Below are 15,817 nucleotides of genomic sequence, written 5' to 3' on the forward strand. Positions count from 1 at the left end.
GGTCTGAACTGATGCACGTGAATCAGGTCGAAGGACGATCCGATCGTCCGTTCGGGCATGCCGTCGCCGTCGTCGGGGTGGCGTGCCGGGTTCCGGGGGCCCAGGACCCCCGGGCCTTCTGGCGGCTGCTGCGCGACGGCACGGACGCCATCACAGACGCTCCTGCCGAGCGCCGGCACGACGTCCCGGAACTGGAGCAGTACAGCCGGGGCGGCTTCGTCGACCGCGTCGCCGAATTCGACGCCGGGTTCTTCGGCATATCCCCGCGCGAGGCCGCGGCGATGGACCCGCGCCAGCGCCTGGCGCTGGAACTGAGCTGGGAGGCGCTGGAGGACGCCTGCGCCGCGCCGGAGGGCCTGCGCGGCAGCTCCACCGCGATCTTCCTCGGCGCCACCGGGGACGACTACGCCTCACTCGTCCACCGGCACGGCCCGGACGCCGTGTCCCACCACTCGCTGGCCGGCCTGAGCCGGGGCGTGATCGCCAACCGCATCTCCCACCAGCTCGGCTTCCACGGCCCGAGCGTGACGGTGGACACCGCACAGTCCTCCTCGCTGGTCGCCGTGCACATGGCGTGCGAGAGCCTGGTGTCGGGCGAGACCCGCCTGGCGCTGGCCGGGGGCGTGCACCTGAACCTGGTGTCCGAGGGGACCCTCGCGCTGGCCCGGGCCGGCGCCCTGTCCCCGGACTGCCGCAGCTACACCTTCGACGCGCGCGCCAACGGCTTCGTCCGGGGCGAGGGCGCCGGTGTGGTCGTGCTCAAGCGGCTGGAGGACGCGGTCGCCGACGGCGACCCGGTGTACTGCGTGCTGCTCGGCGGCGCGATGAACCACGACGGCGACGGCCAGGCGCTGACCGTACCGGACGGCGACGCGCAGCAGGCGCTGCTGCGGGAGGCCTACGCCCGGGCGGGCGTGCGTCCCGAGGAGGTCCAGTACGTCGAGCTGCACGGCACCGGCACCCGGGCCGGCGACCCGGTCGAGGCGGGCGCCCTCGGCTCGGTGTTCGGCCCGGCCCGTGAGGCCGGCCGGCCGCTGCTCGTCGGCTCGGTGAAGACCAACATCGGGCACCTCGACGCCGCCGCGGGTGTCATCGGCCTGATCAAGGTCGCGCTGTCGATGAAGCACGGGGAGCTCCCGGCGAGCCTCAACTTCGCCCAGCCGCACCCGTCGATCCCGATGGACGAGTGGAAGCTCCGGGTCAACGCGGCCACCGGGCCGTGGCCCGAGGGCCGCCGGCTCGCCGGTGTCAGCTCCTTCGGCGTCGGCGGCACCAACTGCCACCTGGTGGTCGCCGACCACCCCGCCGCGCCGGAGCCGGCCACCGCCCCCGAGCAGGACACCCCCGTGCCCGTGGTGGTGTCGGGCCGGTCCGCGGCGGGGCTGCGTGCCCAGGCGGAGCGGCTGAAGGAATGGCTGGAGTCCGCCCCCGAGCTGCGCACCGCGGACGTCGGCTACTCCGCGGTGACCACCCGGTCGGCGCTGAAGCACCGCGGCGTGGTGATCGCCGCCGACCGCGCCGAACTGCTGGCCGGGCTGACGGCCCTGGCCGCGGGCGAGGCGTCCGGATCGGTCGCCACGGGCTCCGTCGCCACCGGCTCCAAGGTGGTCTGGGTGTTCCCCGGCCAGGGGTCGCAGTGGCTGGGCATGGCCCGCGGACTGTGGGACTCCTCCCCGGTGTTCGCCGCCCGGATGACGGAGTGCGAGGAAGTGCTGAGCGGCCTGGTCGACTGGTCGCTGCGGGAGGTGCTCGACGACGAGGCCGCGCTGGCACGCGTGGACGTCGTGCAGCCCGTGCTGTTCGCGGTGATGGTGTCCCTGGCCGAGGTGTGGCGGGCGGCGGGCGTGGCGCCCGACGCGGTCGTCGGGCACTCGCAGGGCGAGATCGCCGCCGCCTGCGCGGCCGGCATCATCTCCCTGGCCGACGGGCTGCGCCTGTCGGTCGGCCGGAGCCTGGCCATCGACGCCGGGCTGTCCGGCCGCGGCACCATGGCCTCGCTGGCGATGCCCGCCGAGGACGTGGACCGCGACCGGGTCTCGGTCGCGGCGGTCAACGGCCCCAACGCGGTGGTGATCTCCGGCGACGTCGACGCGGTGCACGAGGTGGTCGCCGAGTGCGAGGCGCGCGGCATCCGCGCCCGGGTCATCCCGGTCGACTACGCGTCCCACTCCGCGCAGGTGGAGGAGATCCGGGACGAGGTGCTGCGGGTCGCCGAGGGCATCGTGCCGACCGACAGCGGGGTCGCGTTCTACTCCACCGTGGCCGGCGGCCGGGTGGACGTGAGCACGCTGGACGCCGACTACTGGTACCGGAACCTCCGGCAGGAGGTGCGGCTCGCGGAGACCGTGAAGGTGCTGGCCGACGCCGGACACGGGGTTTTCGTCGAGGTCAGCCCGCACCCGGTGCTGACCATGGCCATCCAGGACACGGTGGACACCGTCGTGGTCCAGGGCACGCTGCGCCGGCAGGAGGAGGAGTCCCGCCGCCTGCTGCTGTCCATGGCCGAGCTGTACACCAAGGGCGTCGAGGTGGACTGGCGGCCGCTGTTCGCGGGCGCCCGCCGGGTGGACCTGCCGACCTACGCCTTCCAGCGGCAGGAGTTCTGGGTCACCGGCGAGCGCGTCGAGCCGCGGGCCCTGCCGGCGGCCGGCGCCCCGGAGGCGGCACCCGCGGCCGACGAGCCCGCCGCCCGGCTGACCGAGCAGGACCTGTGGACGCTGGTCCGCTCCCAGGCGGCGGCCGTCCTCGGCCTCGCCGACCCCAAGCTGGTCGAGGCCGACAGCACGTTCAAGGAGCTCGGCTTCGACTCGGTGACCGCGGTGGAGATGCGCGACCGGCTGAACACCGCGGCCGGGCTGCGCACGCCCACGTCACTGCTGTTCGACTACCCCACCCCCAGCGCGCTGGTACGGCACCTGAACGACCAGCTGACCGGCCGCGACGCCGGCCCGCGGGTCCACCAGGTGTCCACCGCGGACGCCGACGACCCGATCGCGATCGTCGGCATGAGCTGCCGGCTCCCCGGCGGGGTCACCTCGCCCGAGGACCTGTGGCGGCTGGTCTCCGGCGGCGAGGACGCGATCGAGCCGTTCCCGGAGGACCGCGGCTGGCCCGAGGACCCCGGTGCGCGGCACGCCCGGGCCGGTGGTTTCCTCAGCGGTGCCGGGGACTTCGACGCGGGGTTCTTCCGCATCAGCCCGCGCGAGGCCCTGACCATGGACCCGCAGCAGCGGCTGGTGCTGGAGGTCGTGTGGGAGGCGCTGGAGCGGGCCGGCCAGGACCCGGCGGCGCTGCGCCGCAGCCGGACCGCGGTCTTCATGGGCGCCATGAGCCAGGACTACCTGCCGCGCCTGCACGACGTGCCGGACAACCTCGGCGGCCACGCCCTGACCGGCGGTGCCTCCAGCGTGGTCTCCGGCCGGGTCGCCTACACCCTGGGCCTGGAGGGGCCGGCGGTGAGCGTCGACACGGCGTGCTCGTCGTCGCTGGTGGCGCTGCACCTGGCGGCCCAGTCCCTGCGGTCCGGTGACTGCTCCCTGGCGCTGGCGGGCGGTGTGACGGTGATGTCGACCCCCGGCATCTTCGTCGAGTTCGCGCGGCAGAGCGGGCTGGCGGCCGACGGCCGCTGCAAGGCGTTCGCGGACGCCGCCGACGGCACCGGCTGGTCCGAGGGCGTCGGCGTGCTGGTGCTGGAGCGGCTGTCGGACGCGCGCCGCAACGGCCACCGGGTGCTGGCGGTGCTGCGCGGCTCGGCGATCAACCAGGACGGTGAGAGCAACGGGCTCACCGCCCCCAACGGCCCGTCCCAGGAGCGGGTGATCCGGCAGGCGCTGGCGAGCGCGGGGCTGTCCACGGCGGACGTCGACGCGGTCGAGGCGCACGGCACCGGCACCACGCTGGGCGACCCGATCGAGGCCCAGGCGCTGCTGGCGACCTACGGCCAGGACCGGGAGCAGCCGCTGTGGCTGGGCTCGGTGAAGTCCAACATCGGGCACACCCAGGCGGCGGCGGGCGCGGCCGGCGTGATCAAGATGATCATGGCCATGCGCCACGGCGTGCTGCCGCGGACGCTGCACGTCGACGAGCCGACGCAGCACGTCGACTGGGCCTCCGGCGCCGTGGAGCTGCTGACCGACGAGCAGGTCTGGCCGGAGGCCGGCCGGCCGCGGCGGGCCGGTGTCTCGTCGTTCGGCATCAGCGGGACCAACGCCCACGTGATCCTCGAACAGGGCGACCTCGACGAGCCGGTGGAGCGGGACGGTGACGAGCAGCCGGCCGGCCTGGTGCCGTGGCTGGTGTCCGGCCGGAACGCGGCGGCGCTGACCCGCCAGGCACAGCGGCTGTGGACCGCGGTCTCCGGCGACGACGCACCGCACGCGGCCGACGTGGCGCTCACCCTCGCCACCGAGCGGACGGCGTTCGAGCACCGCGCGGTGGTGCTGGGCTCGGACCGGGCGGAACTGCTGTCCGGGCTGGCGGCGCTGGCCAAGGGCGACCGGTCCTCGGGCGTCGTGGTGGGCGGTGCGGCGGTCGCACCCGGCGTCGGCGTGCTGTTCTCCGGACAGGGCAGCCAGCGGCTCGGCATGAGCCGTGAACTCATCGAGGCGTTCCCGGTGTTCGCCGAGGCGTGGCAGGCGGTCTGCGCGGAGTTCGCCCCGCTGCTGGAGCACTCGATCGACGAGGTGGTCTCGGCCGCCCCCGACTCCGACACCGCCCGGCTGCTCGACGAGACGGCGATGACGCAGCCCGCGCTCTTCGCCTTCGAGGTGGCGGCGTTCCGGCTGCTGGAGTCGCTGGGGGTCGCCCCCGCCGTCCTGGTGGGGCACTCGATCGGTGAACTGGCCGCCGCGCACGTGGCGGGGGTGTTCTCGCTCGCCGACGCGGCCCGCCTGGTGGCGGCCCGGGGCCGGCTGATGCAGGCCCTGCCGCGCGGCGGCGCGATGGTGGCGCTGCAGGCCGAGGAGGCGGACGTCCGCGCCGCGCTGGACGGTCAGGAGGAGTCCGTCTCGATCGCCGCGGTGAACGGCCCCACCTCCGTGGTGATCTCCGGCGCCGAGGACGTGGTCCTCGCGGTGAAGTCGAAGTTCGCCGGCGAGGGCCACAAGACGCAGCGGCTGCGCGTCTCGCACGCGTTCCACTCGCCGCTGATGGAGCCGATGCTGGAGGAGTTCCGGCAGGTCGCGAAGTCGGTGTCGTACGCGGCGCCGCGCATCCCGGTCATCTCCAACGTCACCGGGGCGGCGGCCGAGGACGGCGCGCTGGAGCAGCCCGAGTACTGGGTGCGGCACGTCCGCGAGGCCGTGCGGTTCGCCGACGGCGTCCGCGCTGCGGTCGCGGCCGGCGCCGAGGTGCTGGTCGAGGCCGGCCCCGACGGCGTCCTCGCGGCCATGGCGCAGGAGACCCTGGCCGAGAGCGGCACCGAGCTGCCGGTGGTCGCCCTCGCCCGGAAGGACCGGTCCGAAGCGCGTTCGGCCGTCGAGGCGCTGGCCCGGCTGCACGTCGCGGGCGTGCCGGTGGACTGGCGGTCCTACCTCACCGCCGCCGAGGTCGCCGGACACCGCGTCGACCTGCCCACCTACGCCTTCGACCGGCAGCGGTACTGGGTCGAGCCCGCGAAGCCGCTGGGCGATGTGACCGGTGCCGGACTCGCCGCGGTCGAGCACCCGTTCCTCGCCGCCGCCACCGACCTCGCGGTCGGCGACCAGCTGGTGCTCAGCGGCCGGGTCTCGCCGGCCGACGACCCCTGGCTGGCCGACCATGTCATCTTCGGCAACGTGGTGTTCCCGGGCGCGGCCTTCCTGGAGATGGTGCTGCACGCCCTGGACGACGCCGGCTGCCGCACCGTCGAGGAACTGACCCTGCAGGCGCCCCTGACGCTGGCCGACGACGACGTCCGGCTCCAGATCCTGGTGGGGGCGGCCGAGGAGACGGGCCGGCGGCCGATCAGCGTCCACTCCCGTACGGCGGTCGCCGGGGCGGGGGCCTGGACGCAGCACGCGACCGGTCACCTCTCCGCCGACCCGGCCCCGGCCCCGGAGGCCGCCTCCTCGGAGGTGTGGCCGCCCGAGGGGGCCGAGGCGGTGGAACTGACCGGCTTCTACCCGGAGCTGGTCGACCGCGGCTACACCTACGGGGACGCCTTCCAGGGGCTGCGCGCCGCGTGGCGCCTGGGCGACGAGATGTACGGCGAGGTCCGGCTGCCCGAGGACGTCCGGCACGCCTCCGGCGGGTTCGCCCTGCACCCGGCGCTGTTCGACGCGGCCCTGCACCCGATGCTGGCGCTGCTGACCGGCTCCGACCCCAGCCAGGTGCTCCTGCCGTACTCCTGGTCGGGCGTGTCGTACCACGCCCTCGGCGGCACCGAGCTGCGGGTCCGGATCGCCCGCAAGGGTGAGCAGGAGGTGTCCTTGCGGATCACCGGCCCCGGGGGCACCCCGGTGCTGTCGGTGGACTCGCTGGCGCTGATGCCGGCCTCGGTCGAGCAGCTGGCCGGCGGAACGGCGGCCGACTCCCTGTTCGCGCTGGACTGGACCCCGCTGACCGGCACGGACGGTGCCGCCGGGCCGTCCGCGGAGCTGGAGATCACGCACCTGGCCGCGGACGGGGACGGAGACGTTCCGGCGTCGGCCCGGGCCACCGCGCACGAGACCCTCGGCCTGGTGCAGAAGTGGCTGCGGGACGAGCGGTTCGGCCAGGCCCGGCGGGTGTTCGTGACCCGCAACGCGGTCGCGGTCGGCGCGGACGAGAGTCCCGAGCTGTCCGCCGCTCCGGTCTGGGGCCTGGTGCGGTCGGCCCAGGCCGAACACCCCGACCAGTTCGTGCTGGTCGACACCGACGGGCACGAGGAGTCGCTGCGGGCCCTGGAGTCGCTGGACCTGACCGGTGAGCCGCAGCTGGCGATCCGCCGGGGCGTGGCCTATGTGCCGCGGCTGGCCGCGGCGCCGCAGGCGCGGGCCGCGCAACCGGCCTGGGACGAGCGGGGCACGGTCCTGCTCACCGGCGCCACCGGCGGACTCGGCGCGCTGTTCGCCCGGCACCTGGTGGCCGAGCACGGCGTGCGGAACCTGCTGCTGCTCAGCCGCCAGGGATCGGCGGCCCCCGGCTCGGCCGACCTGGTCGCGGAACTGACCGCGCTCGGCGCCGACGTCACCCAGGCGGCCTGTGACGTGGCCGACCGGGAGGCGCTGGCCGGGACGCTCGCGAAGATCCCGGAGGACCGGCCGCTGACCGGGGTCGTCCACCTGGCGGGTGTGCTGGACGACGCCAGCACCGAGACGCTGACGCCGGAACAGCTGGACCGGGTGCTCCGGCCGAAGGTCGACGCCGCCTGGCACCTGCACGAGCTGACCGAGGACCTGGACCTGTCGGCGTTCGTCCTGTACTCGTCCATCGCCGGCACCATCGGCACGGCCGGGCAGGCCAACTACGCGGCGGCCAACACGTTCCTGGACGCGCTCGCCGCGCGTCGCAGGGCGGCCGGGCTGCCGGCGGTCTCGCTCGCCTGGGGCCCGTGGGAGCTCGGTATGGCGGGCACTCTCGGCCAGGTCGACCTGTCGCGGTTCAAGCGCAACGGGATCGTGCCGCTGGCGGCCGCGAAGGGCACCGCGCTGTTCGACACGGCGCTCGCCCTGGACACCGCGGCGCTGGTGCCGGCCGTGCTGGACCGCACCGCGCTCGCGCAGCTGGACACCGTGCCGGCGCTGCTGCGCGGCCTGGTCAAGCCGCAGCGCAAGCGGGTCGAGGAAGCCACCGAGCTGCCGCTGGTGCAGCGGCTGACGGAGCTGTCGCCCGCGGACCAGGTGAACGAGCTGCTGGAACTGCTGCTGGAGACCGCGGCGATGGTGCTGGACTACCCGTCCGCGGACGACATCGACGCCGACCTGTCCTTCAAGGAGATCGGCTTCGACTCGCTGAGCGGGGTGGAGTTCCGCAACCAGGTCAAGAAGGACACCGGGCTGCAGATCCCGGCGACGGTGATCTTCAACTACCCGACCCCGGCCGCACTGGCCGAACATCTGCGGGACCGGCTCTTCCCGGAGGACGGGCCGGAGCAGGAGCCGCAGGACAACGACGAAGACACGGCAGCGGACGAAGTGGATGACGAGATCGACGCCTTGGACGTCGAGAACCTCATCCAGCGCGCGTTTGACGAGTAGATGGTGGGACGATGAAACCTGAAGACCTGAAGACTGTTCGCCAGTTCGTCAAGAACGAACTGAGCGGTGACAACGCGCAGGTGGATGTCCTGACGGACAAGCCGCTGCAGGTGTACGACACGTTCCGGGAGACCGGGCTCGCGAACTGGTGGCTGCCCGAGGAGCTCGGCGGCCGCGGGCTCACCCTCGAGGACAGCGTCGAGATCGTGAACGAGATCGCCTACGGCGACGCCGGTGTGGCCTTCACGCTGTTCATCTCGATCCTGGGCACCAGCATGGTGCAGCTGTACGGATCGGACGAGCTGAAGGAGCGGTACCTCAAGCCCATGGCGGCCCGCGGTTCGTTCTGCGCCACCCTGGGCAGCGAGCGCAACGCGGGCAGCGAACTCAGCAAGATCGAGACGGTCGCCACCCGGGAGGGTGACGAGCTGGTCCTCACCGGGGAGAAGTTCTTCTCCACCAACACCGACTTCGCCGACTTCATCATCGTCGTCGCCCGGGCGGTGGAGGACCCGGACGTGTACCGCGCGGTCGTGGTCCCGCGGGACACACCGGGCGTGGAGATCGTCAAGCGGTGGGACGTCATCGGGCTGCGGGCCTCGCACACCTACCAGGTGAAGCTGGACCAGGTCCGGGTGCCGGCCGGCAACGAGCTGGAGGGTTCCGGGCTCCGGCTGCTGGAGATCGGCCTGAACGCCAGCCGGATCCTGATCGCCACCACCGCCATCGGCATCGCCCGCCGGGTCCGCGACCACTGCATGACCTATGCCAAGAACAAGCCGTTCCGGGACGGCACGCTGCTCGACAGCCCGGTCTTCGCGCAGCGGCTCGGGCAGATGGAAATGCAGATCGACGTCATGAAGAGCCACTGCCTGCGGGCGGCCCGCGACTACGACGCGATCATGCAGCGGCCCGACGCCGCCGCCTTCTTCGCCCGGCAGGGCACGCTGAAGTCGGCGCTGACGGCGAAGATGTTCTGCGGCCAGGCCGGCTGGGACGTGGCGAGCGTCGGTTCCGAGATGTTCGGCGGGTTGGGGTACACCAACGACCTGCCGATCGGGAAGCTGATGCGGGACATCCGGTACGTCTCGCTGGTCGAGGGCGGCGACGACGTCCTGCGGGAGCTGGTGTTCAGCCGCTACGTCATCCCGGTGCCCCGCCGGTCCTAGCGCCCTTCGGCCCCCGCCCCTCCCGGGCGGGGGCCGGTCCCGGCCTCGGGGCCCGGCAGGGTCCCCGGGGCCGGGGGAGCCGTGTCATCCGGCGGGGTTCTCGGTGCCCAGCCGCACCTGTTCCTCCAGCCGCTCCAGGCTCCGGTCCAGGGCGTCCCGCACGGCGTCGCCCGGGGGAGCGTGCCGCGGGTCGAAGAAGGACAGGTGGACGGTGACCTCACTGGCACCGCTGCCCAGCCCGGCGACCTGGAGCCATCCGGCGTACCTGCCGGTCTCCCGTGTCCCCCACTCCAGCCGCAGCTGTTCCTTGCGGGCCCGGAACAGCCCGCGGGCGTCCTCCCCGGTGCGGTCCTCGTGGACGGTCACCGCGGGGAGGTCGTCGACGCGCACATGGAGATCCCTGGGGAGCCAGCCGTCGAGCTGGTCCACCCGCCCGGCTTGGTCGAATACGTGTTCGGGAAGAGCCGGCATGGTGCGGGAACGCTCGTATTCGGTCATCGGCGGCACCGTCCTTCCGGAAGCGTCGCCGGTCGAGTGCCCAGATCCGGGCGAAGCAAGCCCCCGGGACACCCGCCCCCGGTGCACCCGCGCCGCCGGCCCGGCGGGGCGGCGGCGAGCCCCCGGGCGCCCGGGCCCGCACACCGCCGGGGCGCCCGTACCCGGCCGGCAGGCCCGGGCCCCGTACCGCCGGGGCGCCACGGGCCCCGCAGTCGGCCGGACACGCCCGGCCTCAGCCCGCCGGGGAGAGCGCCGCCCGGGCGGCCCGCGCGGCGCCCCGGAAGGTCATCCGGGCGCCCCGCCGGAACGCCTCCGCGAACGCCGCCTCGCCCAGTGCGGCCGTCACCGCCGCCGTGATCCGGTCCACGTCACCGCGCTCGGCGGCCGGCAGCGGCGCGCCGACACCGCGGCGGGCAGCGTTCGCCGCCCCCAGCAGCAGGGCCGCGCAGCCGGCCCGCCCACCGCCCCCGGGCAGCGCCACGGCTCCCGCCAGGCCCTCCAGGGACAGCGCCACGGCGCGCGGCTCACCGAGCGCACCCGCCACCGCCAGCCCCCGGAGGTGGTGACCGGTGGCCCCGGCCGCGTCCCCGCGCAACTCGGCGACGAAGCCGAGCTCCGCGCAGAGCAGGTGCTCGCCCGGCACGGAGGACGGATACCCGTCGCGGAGCCGGGTCAGCTGGGCCTCGGCGGCGTCGAGGTCACCGGCCCGCCGCGCCCCGAGCGCCAGCCCCATCAGCGCGTGCACCTCGCCGTAGAGATGGCCCTGCCCGGCGGCGAGCCGCCGGGCCTCCTCGTGGAGGTCGCCGGCCCGGTCCCACTCCCGGGCGAGCAGCGCCAGCCTGCCGAGCCCGGACAGCCGCGCGGAGACCTCCGCGGCGAGCGCCAGCTCCCGCGCGATGCGCAGCCCCTCGCGCTGGCGCCGGGTCGCCTCCGGGTAGTCCCCCCGGATCTCGGCGAGCGCGGCGAGCGCCGGGACGGTCTGCAACTCCCCCCACCGGTCCCCGAGGTCCCGGAAGGCCAGGGCGCTGCTGCGGCCGTCGCGTTCGATGGTGGCCAGGTCCCCGCGGATCAGCGCGTGCGTCGACCGCAGCGCGAGGACCGCGGCGGTGCCCCAGCCGTCGTCCGCGGCAGCGAACAGCTCCAGCGCGCGGGCGTTGGACTCCTCGCTCGCGGCGGGGTCGCCGGCGCAGAACAGCGCGTACCCGGTGAGCCAGACGGCCCGGCCGAGCCGCGCCGGGTCCCCGGCCGCCGGGGCGGGGTGCCCGTCCGGCCCGGGCCGGTCCCCGGTCATCAGCGCGAACGCCCGGTGCAGCGTCCGCAGCCCGGCGTCCCCGGGAACGACCGCGCACACCGCGGACAGGGCGCGGCGGCCCTCGTGCAGCCGGCCGCGCAGCAGCCACCACCAGCACAGCGCGGTGGCCAGCCGTACCGCCTCGGCCGTCGCGGCGCGCCGTACCGCCTCGTCCAGCGCCGCGCGCAGGTTGGCCGCCTCGGCGTCGAGGCGGCCGAGCCACTCCCGCTGCTCCGGCCCGCGCAGCCGCGGCTCGGCCCGCTCGGCCAGGTCCAGGTAGTGGCGCAGATGGCGGCCCCGGACCGGGTCGTGGTCCGCCGCCTCGTGCAGGCGCTCCAGCCCGTACTCGGCCACCGACTCCAGCAGCCGGTAGCGGGGGCCGGCCGGCCCGTCGACCATGGTGACCAGCGACCGGTCGACCAGCCGGGTGACCAGGTCGAGGACCTCCTCCGCGGCCACCCCGTCCCCCGCGCACACCGCCTCCGCGGCGTCCAGGGTGCAGCCGTCGCCGTGCACCGCGAGGCGGCGCAGCACGATGCGCTCCGGCACGGAGAGCAGCTCCCAGCTCCAGTCGATCACCGCCCGCAGCGTCCGCTGGCGGGCCGGGGCGCCGCGCTGTCCGGTGGTGAGCACCCGGAACCGGTTGCCCAGTCGCGCCGCCAGCTCCCGTACCCCCAGCGCCCGGACCCGGGTCGCGGCCAGCTCGAGGGCGAGCGGGATGCCGTCGAGGCGGCGGCAGATCTCCGCCACCTGCCGCTCGGTCTCCCCGTCGGCGCCGTCGAGCGAGAAGCCCGGGGCGGCCGCGGCGGCGCGCTCCGCGAACAGCCGTACCGCGTCGGCCGTCGCCAGCGGCTCGACCAGGAAGACCGTCTCGCCGGTCAGGCCGAGCGGTTCCCGGCCGGTGGCCAGCACCCGCAGGCCCGGCGCGGCCCGCAGCAGCAGCTCGACGAGTTCGGCGGCGGGCTCCACGACGTGCTCGCAGTTGTCCAGCACGAGCAGCATCCGGCGGTCCCGCAGCGCGGCGGTGAGCCGGTGCCCGGGGCCGTCCTGCCCGGGCGGCCCCGAGGCCGGGCCGGGGGGCGCGTCGTCCCGGATGCCGAGCACCGTGCAGGTCAGCTGGACCAGGTCGGCCAGGTCCCCGTGGCGGCCGGCGAACTCCACCAGCCACACCCCGTCCGGGTGGTCGCCCCGGTCACGGGCCGCCCGGGACGCGACCTCCACCGCCAGCCGTGTCTTGCCGACCCCGCCCGGACCGGTGAGGGTGACCAGCCGGGCGGTGTCCAGCAGGGCCCGCACCTCGGTCGCGGTCCGGTCGCGGCCGACCAGCGCGGTCAGCGGGGCCGGCAGCCGCGGTCCGCCGCCGGTGGCCGGCGGGGCGGCGGCCGGGGCCGCGGCGGCCGCCGGGGCCGGGGCGGTGGCGGGGTCCGGCGCCGGGACCAGTGACGCGTCCTGGCGCAGGATGGCGTCGTGCAGCGCGGCCAGCTCCGGCCCGGGGTCCAGCCCCAGCTCGTCCGCCAGGCGCTCCCGCAGCTCCCCGTACGAGGCGAGGGCCTCGCTCTGCCGGCCGGTCAGGTACAGGGCGCGCATCTGGACCGCGCGCAGCCTCTCGCGCAGCGGGTGACGGGCCACCAGGTCGGCGAGTTCGCCGGTGAGCAAGGTGTGGTCCCCGCACTCCAGACGCGCCTCGGCCTGCTCCTCCACGACGGCCAGCCGCTGCTCCGCCAGCCGCTGGGCCGCCGCCTTCACGAACCCCTCGTCGGCGAAGTCGGCGTACGCCGGGCCGCGCCACAGCCCCAGCGCCTCGGTGAGCAGCGCCGCCCGGGCCCGCGGGTCGTCCGCCAGCCGGGCCCCGGCCACCAGCGACCGGAAGCGGCCGGCGTCCACGTCGTCCCCGCCGGGGTCCAGGCACAGCCGGTAGCCGGCGGCCTGGTGCACCACCCGGCCGGGCCCCAGCACCCGGCGCAGCTGGGAGACCTTGGCCTGCAACGCGTTGGCGGGATTCCCCGGCAGCCGCTCGCCCCACAGGTCGTCGATGAGCCGGCCGGCGGAGACCGGCCGCCCCTCGTGCACCAGCAGGTCGGCCAGGAGTGCCCGGACCTTCGCCTCGGGCACCTTCACCGGCTCGCCCTCGCCGTTCCACACCACCAGTGGTCCCAGCACCCCGTATCGCATGAGGGCACGCTACACAGCGCTGGTCAACGGGGTGTCAGCGGACCGTCAGCGCCTCCGAAGCGCCTCCCGGGAGAGTCCTCCGTGTCGGAAACACCCCCCCGAAGGGGCGGGGACGCACGGCGGAGACCGCCGGCGGGCCGACACCGCGCACCGCGACCGGAACGACAGGAGCACCCGACATGTCCAGCACCGAGCAGACCGCCTCCGCCCGCCGCCTCTTCCAGCCCGCCCGCCTCGGCGCGCTGGACCTGCCCAACCGCCTGGTGATGGCTCCGATGACCCGCAACCGCGCGGCGGCCGACGGCGTCCCGGAACCGGTCATGGCCACCTACTACGCGCAGCGCGCCTCCGCGGGACTGATCATCGCCGAGGCCGCCACCCCGAACGCGGTGGGCGTCACCTACCCCAACATCCCCGCGATCCACCAGGACCGGCACGTCGCCGGCTGGCGGCGGGTCACCGACGCGGTGCGCGCCGCGGGCGGCCGGATGTTCCTCCAGCTGCAGCACGGCGGCCGGGTGGGCCACCCGGACAACAACGGGGGACTGACGCCGCTGGCACCCTCCCCGGTACCGCTCCCGGACACCATCCACACCCCGGGCGGCCGCCGGCCCTCGGTGGTCCCGCGGGAGATGACGGTCGCGGAGATCCGGTCCACCGTGGCCGACTTCGCCGCCGCCGCCCGCAACGCCGTCGAGGCCGGCTTCGCCGGGGTGGAGGTGCACGGCGCCAACGGCTATCTCCTGCACCAGTTCCTGGCCGACGGGACCAACCTCCGCACCGACGCCTACGGAGGCTCGGTGGCCGGGCGCATCCGGTTCCTGGTCGAGGTGGTCCGGGCCGTCGCCGAGGAGATCGGCCCGGACCGGGTCGGGGTGCGCATCGCGCCCGGGGTCACCGCCAACGGCATGAGCGAGAGCGACGCCGGCAGCGTCTACCCGGCGCTCGTCGAAGCCCTGTCGGGGATCGCGCCGGCCTATCTCCACGTCGTCTTCGCCGACCCCGACCAGCCCCTCTTCCGGCGGATCCGGGAGGGCTGGCAGGGCACGCTGATCGCCAACCCGGCGCTCGGGTGGGGCGGTCCGCTGCCCGCCGACGGCGGCCGGCGGGCCGGCGAGCGGCTGCTCGACGCCGGGGCCGACCTGATCTCGCTGGGCCGCTCCTTCCTGGCCAACCCCGACCTGGTCGAGCGGCTGCGCACCGGGGCGCCGCTCAACCCGCTGCGCGACCAGGGCCTGATGTACGTGGGCGGGGAGACCGGATACACCGACTACCCCACGCTGGCCGAGACCGGCCACCGCGCCGGGGTCCCGGAACCGGCGGCGGCGTGACCGCGCCGGGCGCCGGCCCGCTCGCGGTCGCGCCGGGCGGGACACCGCCCCGGCCGAGGCCGGCCACGCGATGACCACCGGTGCGCTCCGGGCGTCCCGCACGGCCGGCCTCGCCGTCCCCGGCCGGAACCCGCCGCCCGCCCGGTACGTTCGTGCACCACGGCTGCCGCCGCCCGCTCCTGACCACCCGCACCCAGCGGGTACGGACCCCGTACCCCGGTCACTTCCCGAAAGGCCCGGACCATGATCGTCGTCGCCGGTGAAGCCCTCATCGACCTCGTCCCCACCGGGCCGGCCGCCGACGGCGAACTGCCCGCACTGCTGCCCAAGCGCGGCGGCGGCCCCTACAACACCGCCGTCGCCCTGGGCCGCCTCGGTTCCCCCGTCGCCTTCTGCTCCCGGCTGTCCACCGACCACTTCGGCGCCGCGCTGCTGCGCGGCCTGACGGCGGACGGGGTGGACACCTCCCTGGTGCAGCGGTGCGCCCGGCCCACCGCGCTCGCGGTCGCGCACATCGGCGCCGACGGCTCCGCGGCCTACGGCTTCCACACCGAGGGCACCGCGGACCGGTTCTTCCGACTCCCCCCGGCCCTGCCGGAGACCACCCGGGCGGTCTCCTTCGGCACCTGCTCCCTGGTCCTGGAACCCGGCGCCGGCGCCTACGAGCAGCTGCTGCGCCGGGAGGCCGGGCGCGGCGTCTTCACCGCCCTGGACCCGAACATCAGGGCCGGCCTGATCCCCGACGCCGACGCCTACCGGGAACGCTTCCGCAGCTGGCTGCCGTCGGTCGCCCTGCTCAAGCTGTCCGAGGAGGACGCGGCCTGGCTCGCCGGGCCGCGGGACCCGGCGGCCGCCGCCGCGCGGTGGCTCGCCGCCGGCCCCCGCGCCGTGGTGCTCACCCGGGGCGGGAAGGGGCTGACCGTGCTGACCCGGGACGGGCTCGAAGTCTCCGTCCCCGGCGAGCCGGTGGAGGTGGTGGACACCATCGGCGCGGGGGACACGGTGAACGCGGCGCTGCTGCACCGGCTGGACAGCCACGGAGCGCTCACCACCGAACCCGGCCCCGGACTCGACGCGGACCGCTGGCGCGACATCCTCGGCTACGCGGCCCGGGCCGCCGCGATCACCTGCGGCCGGGCCGGCGCCCAGCCGCCGTACGCCGCGGAGCTCGGCGCCGGGACCGGCTGAGGGGCGCTCCGG

General features: G+C 75.5%; 6 protein-coding genes. 4 read left to right on the plus strand and 2 right to left on the minus strand.

Translation table 11 applies throughout. The annotated features are described in order from the left end of the window. The first annotated feature begins 11 nt into the window (after window positions 1-11). Window positions 12-8,156, plus strand: a complete 8,145-nt coding sequence (locus ACH4B3_RS29815) for a type I polyketide synthase (protein WP_398468068.1) — start codon at window positions 12-14, stop codon at window positions 8,154-8,156. An 11-nt stretch (window positions 8,157-8,167) separates the two neighbouring features. Further along, the gene (locus ACH4B3_RS29820; RefSeq protein WP_398468070.1) at window positions 8,168-9,325 is read left to right on the plus strand and encodes an acyl-CoA dehydrogenase family protein; all 1,158 of its coding nucleotides are present in this window, start codon (window positions 8,168-8,170) and stop codon (window positions 9,323-9,325) included. A gap of 84 nt (window positions 9,326-9,409) precedes the next feature. Here ACH4B3_RS29820 and ACH4B3_RS29825 read toward each other — a convergent pair whose 3' ends face one another. Together ACH4B3_RS29825 and ACH4B3_RS29830 are read right to left on the minus strand one after the other, a co-directional pair. After that, on the minus strand, window positions 9,410-9,823 hold the full coding sequence (locus ACH4B3_RS29825; RefSeq protein ID WP_398468072.1) for an SRPBCC family protein: 414 nt from the start codon (window positions 9,821-9,823) through the stop codon (window positions 9,410-9,412). 232 nt (window positions 9,824-10,055) lie between these two features. Beyond that, the gene (locus ACH4B3_RS29830; protein ID WP_398468074.1) at window positions 10,056-13,286 is read right to left on the minus strand and encodes a BTAD domain-containing putative transcriptional regulator; all 3,231 of its coding nucleotides are present in this window, start codon (window positions 13,284-13,286) and stop codon (window positions 10,056-10,058) included. A gap of 179 nt (window positions 13,287-13,465) precedes the next feature. Between ACH4B3_RS29830 and ACH4B3_RS29835 the strand changes: the two genes are divergently transcribed. Both ACH4B3_RS29835 and ACH4B3_RS29840 read left to right on the plus strand, forming a co-directional pair. Then, a complete protein-coding gene (locus tag ACH4B3_RS29835) occupies window positions 13,466-14,617 on the plus strand; it encodes an alkene reductase (RefSeq protein WP_398468076.1) in 1,152 nt (383 codons plus the stop codon). Between the two features lie 243 nt (window positions 14,618-14,860). Next, window positions 14,861-15,805 (plus strand): carbohydrate kinase, encoded by a 945-nt coding sequence (locus ACH4B3_RS29840; protein WP_398468078.1) that lies wholly within the window; start codon window positions 14,861-14,863, stop codon window positions 15,803-15,805. The last annotated feature ends 12 nt before the right edge of the window (window positions 15,806-15,817 follow it).

Origin of the sequence: Streptomyces sp. NPDC018031 (assembly GCF_044327625.1) — a bacterium.
Classification (GTDB): Bacteria; Actinomycetota; Actinomycetes; order Streptomycetales; family Streptomycetaceae; genus Streptomyces.